Consider the following 6705-nt stretch of genomic DNA (forward strand, 5'->3'; position numbering starts at 1 on the left):
CACGTCTCCGAATGCGATGCGACGTTGCAGGAAACGACATGGTTCAGGATGCGGGCCCCGAGAAATTTGTAACGATGGGCGAAACCCGAGGTCTACTTGCCGTAATACTCACGGAACCAGTCGACGAATTTCTTAATTCCATCCTTGAAATCCGTCTGAGGGCGATATCCGGTCAGACGTTGAAGCAGATCCGTATCCGCCCAGGTCGCGGGAACATCACCCATTTGCATGTCCATGTAGTTTCGAATGGCCTTCTTGCCCAGCGCGTCTTCGATTGCGTCAATGAAATCCAGAAGTTTCACTTTGTCCGAGTTGCCGATGTTGACAACGCGGTAGGGCGCAACCGGGCTCAGGCTGTCGCCCTCTTCAATGTCTTCGGGATTTTCCGGGCGCTCAGGCACCGCTTTGATAAGAAGTGAGATCGCACGCACCAGATCGTCCACATAGGTGAAATCACGGTACATGTTGCCGTGGTTGTAAATGTCGATCGGCCTGTCTTCCAGTATCGCGTTAACAAATTTGTAATACGCAAGGTCAGGCCGACCCCAGGTTCCATAGACTGTAAAAAAGCGGAACATGGTGGTGGGCAGGTCCCAGAGATGGGCGTAGGAATGCCCCATGCTCTCATTGGCCTTTTTCGTCGCCGCATAAATGGTCAGTTGTGTATCGGCCTTATCGCATTCGGTGTAAGGCATGTCGGTGTTGGCGCCATAAACGGAAGAGGTCGACGCCATCAACAGATGTCGGACCTTGTGACGACGTGCTGCTTCCATGACGTTGAACGTGCCGACGATATTGCTCTCAATATACGAGCGCGGGTTATCGAGGCTGTAGCGAACACCCGCCTGACCAGCCAGATGCACGATGACATCCGGCTCGAAACCATCTGCAGCAGCATCAAATCGCGCAACATCTTCCAGCATCGCCTCGTCACACGAGAAATTGGGGTTTTGCAGCAGGGTCGCATGTCGGCGCTGTTTCAGACGGACGTCATAATAGTCCGTCATCCCGTCAAATCCGTGTACCCGGTCTCCGTTCGCAAGCAGCAACCTGGCGAGGTGAAACCCGATAAACCCGGCTGTGCCCGTAATCAGTACTTTTTGCACCCGTCTGCTTCCCTGTTCTTTTTCATGTGTTTGCGCGCCTGTGTGCTTATGATGCCAATAGGATCATTGTTCAAACCAACAATTCGGCATCAAGCCCTTGCGGAACACATCGGGTCTGCAATCCGGAGCGTCAAGTCAGGACCTCGGCAAGAAATTCACGGTCGTGTGTTTTTTGGGGTGCCTATCCTGATCCCTGATTGGTCGAGTAATAAAATGCAATCGCCTGCGCCCGGTTCTTGACCGAAAGCTTTTCATAGATATTCGACAGGTGAAACTTCACCGTATTTGTCGAAATTTGCAGTTCCTTTGAAAGTTCGCGATTTGATAGCCCTTTGGCCAATGCTTCCAAAATCACCCGCTCCTTGCGCGACAGGTTTTGGATCGGATCCCGCTGCATTTTTCGGACGTCGATGAAGGGGAACGCCATCTTCCCGGCAGCGACATCGATGCATGTCTCCAATAGACCCTCGACCTCGCCTGACCTGGGTGCGAAACCGGCGGCACCTGCCTGCATTGCCAGTCGCGGAATATCACCCGCCTCGTCGCCATAGATCACAAAGCGCGGGGCGTTTTCCTGCTCGCGCAGCACTTCGATCAACTTCGCCGCCCCCAGAACCGGCAGGTTCCACGCCACAACGCAGACCTTCACCGGTACGCGCATCACGGCGCCAAGAAACCCTTCGGCGGTTGCCGAAGTCGCCACCAGAGAGAATCGCGGGTCGCGCTCGAAAATTTCGGACATCGCTGACAAGACCAGCGGATTGTTGTCTGCCAACATGATGTCTATCGGAGAATGCGAATACTCAGCCATTTGTTTTCACTGTCCAATTTTTCCAATACTACCCGTATGGGTGGCTTCTTTCTTGGCATACAACGGCATTCTTACACTTTTGGGTAGTTTTTTACCCACCAATATGGATGCCCATTAGCAGTAGTATGTTACGTTGCGTCATATGGCAAGTTTCGGATTTTCTGTCGGCGAAACCACAAACATGGCGTCAGCGCCCGACCAATTGCCGAGGATATTTAACGATGACATTTCAGATCTTCCCTGCGCTTGAAATCCCCGACACGCTTGCGGCGGGTCCCGGCCCCGGCAACACGGATGCCCGTGTGTTGCAGGCGTTCGCCAATGCCGGGGTCGCCGACCACATGCAGGGTGATGTTCTGCGCGGCATGATTGAATGCAAACACATGCTGCGGCAGATCTGGGGCACTGACAACACCTATACTTTTGCGGTCGCCGGCACCGGCTGGAGCGCGCTGGACACCATGTTTTCGGCCGTCATGCCAGGCGACAAGGTTGTCGCTTTCGCCAATGGCACCTTCTCGGGCATTGATAGCCTGACTTTGCGGATCAAGGCAGCCACGCCCGAAGAACACGCCGCCAGCCCGCTTGACCCTCAAGCGGCAAGCGTCACGGTAATCGAGATCCCGCATGGCGAACCTGTCACCGGCGAGATGGTCGAAAAGGCGCTGGCACGGCACAAACCCAAATGGGCGTTCATGGCGCATTGGGAGACCGGCTCGGGTCGCATCAACGATCTGCGCGGTTTCTCGGATGCCTGCGAACGGCATGGGACAATGGGCCTTATCGATGCGGTCTCGTCGCTGGGCGTCGATGAGTTCCGGATTGACGATTATCCCGGTATCGCGGGTTGGGCATCGTGCCCGCAAAAAGGCCTGTGCTGCCTGCCTTTGACCTACGCACCTGTCAGTTTCACGGACGCCTATATCAGTACGATCAATTCGACTGGCGCATATTCCTATGTCCACAATCCGATATTCGAAGCCCGCCACTGGGGCGTTGTCGACGGGCAGGACGTCGAGAAGGGAACCTATCACCGCACGCATTCGGGCTATGCGGTGGCCGCGTTCCACGAATCCCTGCGGCTGACACTGTCGGATGGGTTGGCAAAACGCGCCACCTCATACCGGATTCACGAACAGGTGCTGCGCGATGCGGTCACCGCACTTGGCTGCGAAGTGACATCCGACATGCCCAGCCTTGTTGTCCTGAACCTGCCGCCATCGCTTGCGGGGCGCGAAATGGAATTGGTGCAGAACTGTCGGGCACGCGGCTTTGGCATTTGGCCGACGCTCAGCGCGCCGGTCCAGGTCCGCATCGGCATCCTCAACCAATTGAACCGAAAAGCCGTCAGCCGGATCGTGCGCTTGTTTGCCGAAGCCATGCGAGAACTGGGGGCCAATGTCGATTTCGAAGAGGTCGAGGCGCTGCTCGAAAGCCGTTACGGCACATCGATCGCCGCCTAGTCGGACTGCATGAACGGGAGGAATGCAGATGGATATCCATGAATATCAGGCGAAAGAGGTTCTTGCGAACTTTGGCGTCGCCATCCCTTCGGGGGCGCTGGCCTACAGCCCCGAACAAGCCGCCTACCGCGCGCGCGAGTTGGGCGGCGACAAATGGATCGTCAAGGCGCAGGTCCACGCCGGAGGCCGGGGCAAGGCTGGCGGCGTCAAACTGTGCAATTCGGAGAACGAAATTCACGAAGCATGTGACGAGATGTTTGGTCGCAAGCTGGTTACGCATCAGACCGGACCCGAGGGCAAAGGTATCTACCGTGTCTACGTCGAATCCGCCGTTCCGATTGACCGCGAAATCTATCTGGGCTTCGTTCTGGACCGGTCCAGCCAACGCGTAATGATCGTGGCCTCATCCGAAGGCGGCATGGAGATCGAAGAAATCTCGGCTGAACGTCCCGATAGCATCGTTCGTTCAATCGTCGAACCCGCAGTCGGACTGCAAGAATTCCAGGCGCGAGAGATCGCCTTTGAGTTGGGGCTGGAGCCGCGACTGGTTCAGCAAATGGTGCGCACGTTGCGGGGCTGTTACTCCGCCTTCCGCAACCTCGATGCAACCATGGTTGAAATCAACCCTCTGGTGATCACCGGCGATGACCGCGTTCTGGCGCTGGATGCCAAAATGAGCTTTGATGACAACGCTTTGTTCCGCCATCCGCAAATCGCGGAACTGCGCGACAAAAGTCAGGAAGACCCGCGCGAAAGCCGCGCGGCGGATCGCGGACTGTCCTATGTCGGGTTGGAAGGCAATATCGGCTGCATCGTTAACGGTGCCGGGCTGGCCATGGCAACCATGGACACGATCAAGCTGGCCGGAGGAGAACCGGCCAACTTCCTCGACATTGGCGGTGGCGCCTCGCCCGAGCGTGTGGCCAAGGCGTTTCGTCTGGTTCTGTCCGATGACAATGTTCAGGCGGTGCTGGTCAACATCTTTGCCGGTATAAACCGTTGTGACTGGGTAGCCGAAGGCGTCGTGCAGGCGCTGCGCGAGCTCAATATCGATATCCCTGTCATCGTCCGTCTGGCTGGAACAAATGTCGAGGAAGGCCAGAAGATTCTGGCCCAATCCGGCCTGCCGATCATCCGCGCCACAACGCTGATGGAAGCAGCCGAACGCGCCGTCGGCGCATGGAAAAACGACCTGAACCAAGGCACCAGGATGAGGGCTGTGTAATGAGCATTCTTCTCGATCGTGAAACCCGAGTTATCGTACAGGGCATCACCGGGCGCATGGCCCGGTTCCATACCAAGGACATGCTGCGCTATGGCACCAATGTGGTGGGTGGTGTGGTTCCCGGCAAGGGCGGCGAAACCGTCGAGGGTGTGCCGGTTTTCGACACCGTCAAGCAGGCTGTCCAAGCGACGGGCGCTGATGCCAGCCTTGTGTTTGTGCCACCTCCGTTTGCCGCGGATTCAATCATGGAGGCCGCAGACGCTGGCATCCGCTATTGCGTCTGCATAACGGATGGCATTCCGGCGCAGGACATGATCCGGGTCAAGCGGTACATGTATCGCTATCCCAAGGACAAACGTATGGTTCTGACCGGCCCGAACTGCGCGGGAACAATCAGCCCCGGTAAGTCGCTGTTGGGGATCATGCCCGGTCATATCTATCTGCCCGGGAACGTGGGCATCATCGGCCGATCCGGCACCCTCGGATACGAGGCAGCGGCTCAACTGAAAGAGCGTGGGATCGGTGTGTCGACCAGCGTCGGCATCGGCGGCGATCCGATTAACGGGTCGTCCTTCCGTGACATTCTGGAGCGTTTCGAACAGGACAAGGATACCGAAATCATCGCCATGATCGGCGAAATAGGCGGCCCGCAAGAGGCCGAAGCCGCAGTCTATATCCGCGACCACGTCACCAAGCCGGTGGTTGCCTACGTGGCCGGAATGACCGCGCCCAAGGGTCGAACCATGGGCCACGCCGGTGCCATCATCTCGGCCTTTGGAGAAAGCGCCAGCGAAAAGGTCGAGATTCTGTCTGCTGCCGGCGTGACCGTGGCCGAAAATCCGGCCGTTATCGGCGAAACGATCGCCCGAGTGATGGAGGCCGCGTAATGGTCAAACCTTCGGTCCTTGTTACCCGTCGCTGGCCCGCCGCAGTCGAGGCGCAGCTGGCCGAAAACTACAACACGGTTCTGAATACCGGGGATGCGCCCATGTCTCCAGCCGAGCTCCGGCAAGCGCTGAAATCTTATGACGCGGTGCTGCCAACAGTTACCGACGCGCTCAGCGCCGAGGCTTTGGATGTCGGCCGGGCGCAGACAAAGATCCTTGCCAATTACGGGGTCGGCTACAGCCACATCTGCGAGCCATCCGCGCGTGGGTTGGGCATGACCGTGACCAATACGCCCGATGTTCTGTCCGAGTGCACCGCCGATATCGCGATGACCCTGCTGCTGATGGTGGCGCGCCGCGCAAGCGAAGGCGAGCGCGAGCTACGCGCCGGCAACTGGACCGGCTGGCGGCCCACGCATCTGATCGGCACCAAAGTCAGCGGCAAGACGCTGGGCATCATCGGGTATGGTCGCATCGGGCAGGAAATGGCCCGCCGGGCGCATCACGGGTTCGGGATGGAGATCATCGTACATAATCGCAGCCAGATCGCACCAGAGGTTCTGGCCCGGTGCAATGCGACGCAGGTCGATACGGTCGATGAGTTGCTGCCGCGATGCGATTTCGTGTCGCTCCACTGCCCCGGTGGCGCCGCAAACCGTCACCTGATCAATGCGCGCAGGTTGAATCTGATGAAGTCTGACGCTTTCCTGATCAACACGGCGCGAGGTGAGGTGATCGACGAATGGGCTCTGATTCAGGCCCTTATGTTCGACATGATCGGTGGTGCGGCGCTGGACGTGTTTAGCGGGGAACCCCGCATCAGTCCGGACCTTCTGCAATGCGATAACCTCGTGATGTTGCCCCACCTCGGCAGTGCCACCCGCGAAGCCCGCGAGGCCATGGGGTTCCGCGTCCTCGACAACCTGAGCGACTTTTTCTCAGGCCGTGAGCCGCGCGACCGCGTGATCTGAGACCCATTTCGATATCTAGACCGATACTGCCGCACGGCGGTTTCACCCTCTTTTTCAGGAGATCTGAACCGTGAATGCCCCTCATCGAACAAACGGTTTTTTCACTCAATCCCTTTCGGATCGCGACCCCGAGCTTTATGGCTCGATCACGTCCGAGCTGGGCCGTCAGCGCGACGAGATCGAGTTGATCGCATCCGAGAACATCGTCTCTGCCGCCGTGATGGAGGCGCAGGGCTCGGTGA

The 6705-nt window shown here is 58.0% G+C and carries 6 protein-coding genes and 1 pseudogene; 5 read left to right on the forward strand and 2 right to left on the reverse strand.

Annotated elements, in window-relative coordinates; all coding sequences use genetic code 11:
• Positions 1-92 precede the first annotated feature (92 nt).
• Positions 93-1106 (reverse strand): NAD-dependent epimerase/dehydratase family protein, encoded by a 1014-nt coding sequence (locus tag ACR0JA_RS20625; protein ID WP_480579173.1) that lies wholly within the window; start codon positions 1104-1106, stop codon positions 93-95.
• A gap of 181 nt (positions 1107-1287) precedes the next feature.
• Entirely contained in the window at positions 1288-1917 is a 630-nt protein-coding gene (locus ACR0JA_RS20630) for a response regulator transcription factor (RefSeq protein ID WP_480579176.1), read from the reverse strand.
• A gap of 221 nt (positions 1918-2138) precedes the next feature.
• Between ACR0JA_RS20630 and ACR0JA_RS20635 the strand changes: the two genes are divergently transcribed.
• The 5 genes and pseudogenes from ACR0JA_RS20635 to glyA form a co-directional block, all read left to right on the forward strand.
• Complete coding sequence (locus tag ACR0JA_RS20635; protein WP_480579179.1) at positions 2139-3380, forward strand: pyridoxal-phosphate-dependent aminotransferase family protein; 1242 nt, start codon at positions 2139-2141, stop codon at positions 3378-3380.
• Positions 3381-3408: 28 nt separating this feature from the next.
• Positions 3409-4605, forward strand: coding sequence for a malate--CoA ligase subunit beta (locus ACR0JA_RS20640; RefSeq protein ID WP_480579182.1), 1197 nt, complete (start codon positions 3409-3411; stop codon positions 4603-4605).
• Complete coding sequence (gene sucD, locus ACR0JA_RS20645; protein ID WP_480579185.1) at positions 4605-5492, forward strand: succinate--CoA ligase subunit alpha; 888 nt, start codon at positions 4605-4607, stop codon at positions 5490-5492. The genes ACR0JA_RS20640 and sucD overlap by 1 nt, the downstream gene beginning before the upstream one ends.
• Complete coding sequence (locus tag ACR0JA_RS20650) at positions 5492-6463, forward strand: 2-hydroxyacid dehydrogenase (RefSeq protein ID WP_480579188.1); 972 nt, start codon at positions 5492-5494, stop codon at positions 6461-6463. The genes sucD and ACR0JA_RS20650 overlap by 1 nt, the downstream gene beginning before the upstream one ends.
• 70 nt (positions 6464-6533) lie before the next feature.
• Positions 6534-6705, forward strand: a pseudogene (gene glyA, locus ACR0JA_RS20655) (serine hydroxymethyltransferase); the annotation flags it as partial.

This window comes from Ruegeria sp. AM4 (genome assembly GCF_056540665.1).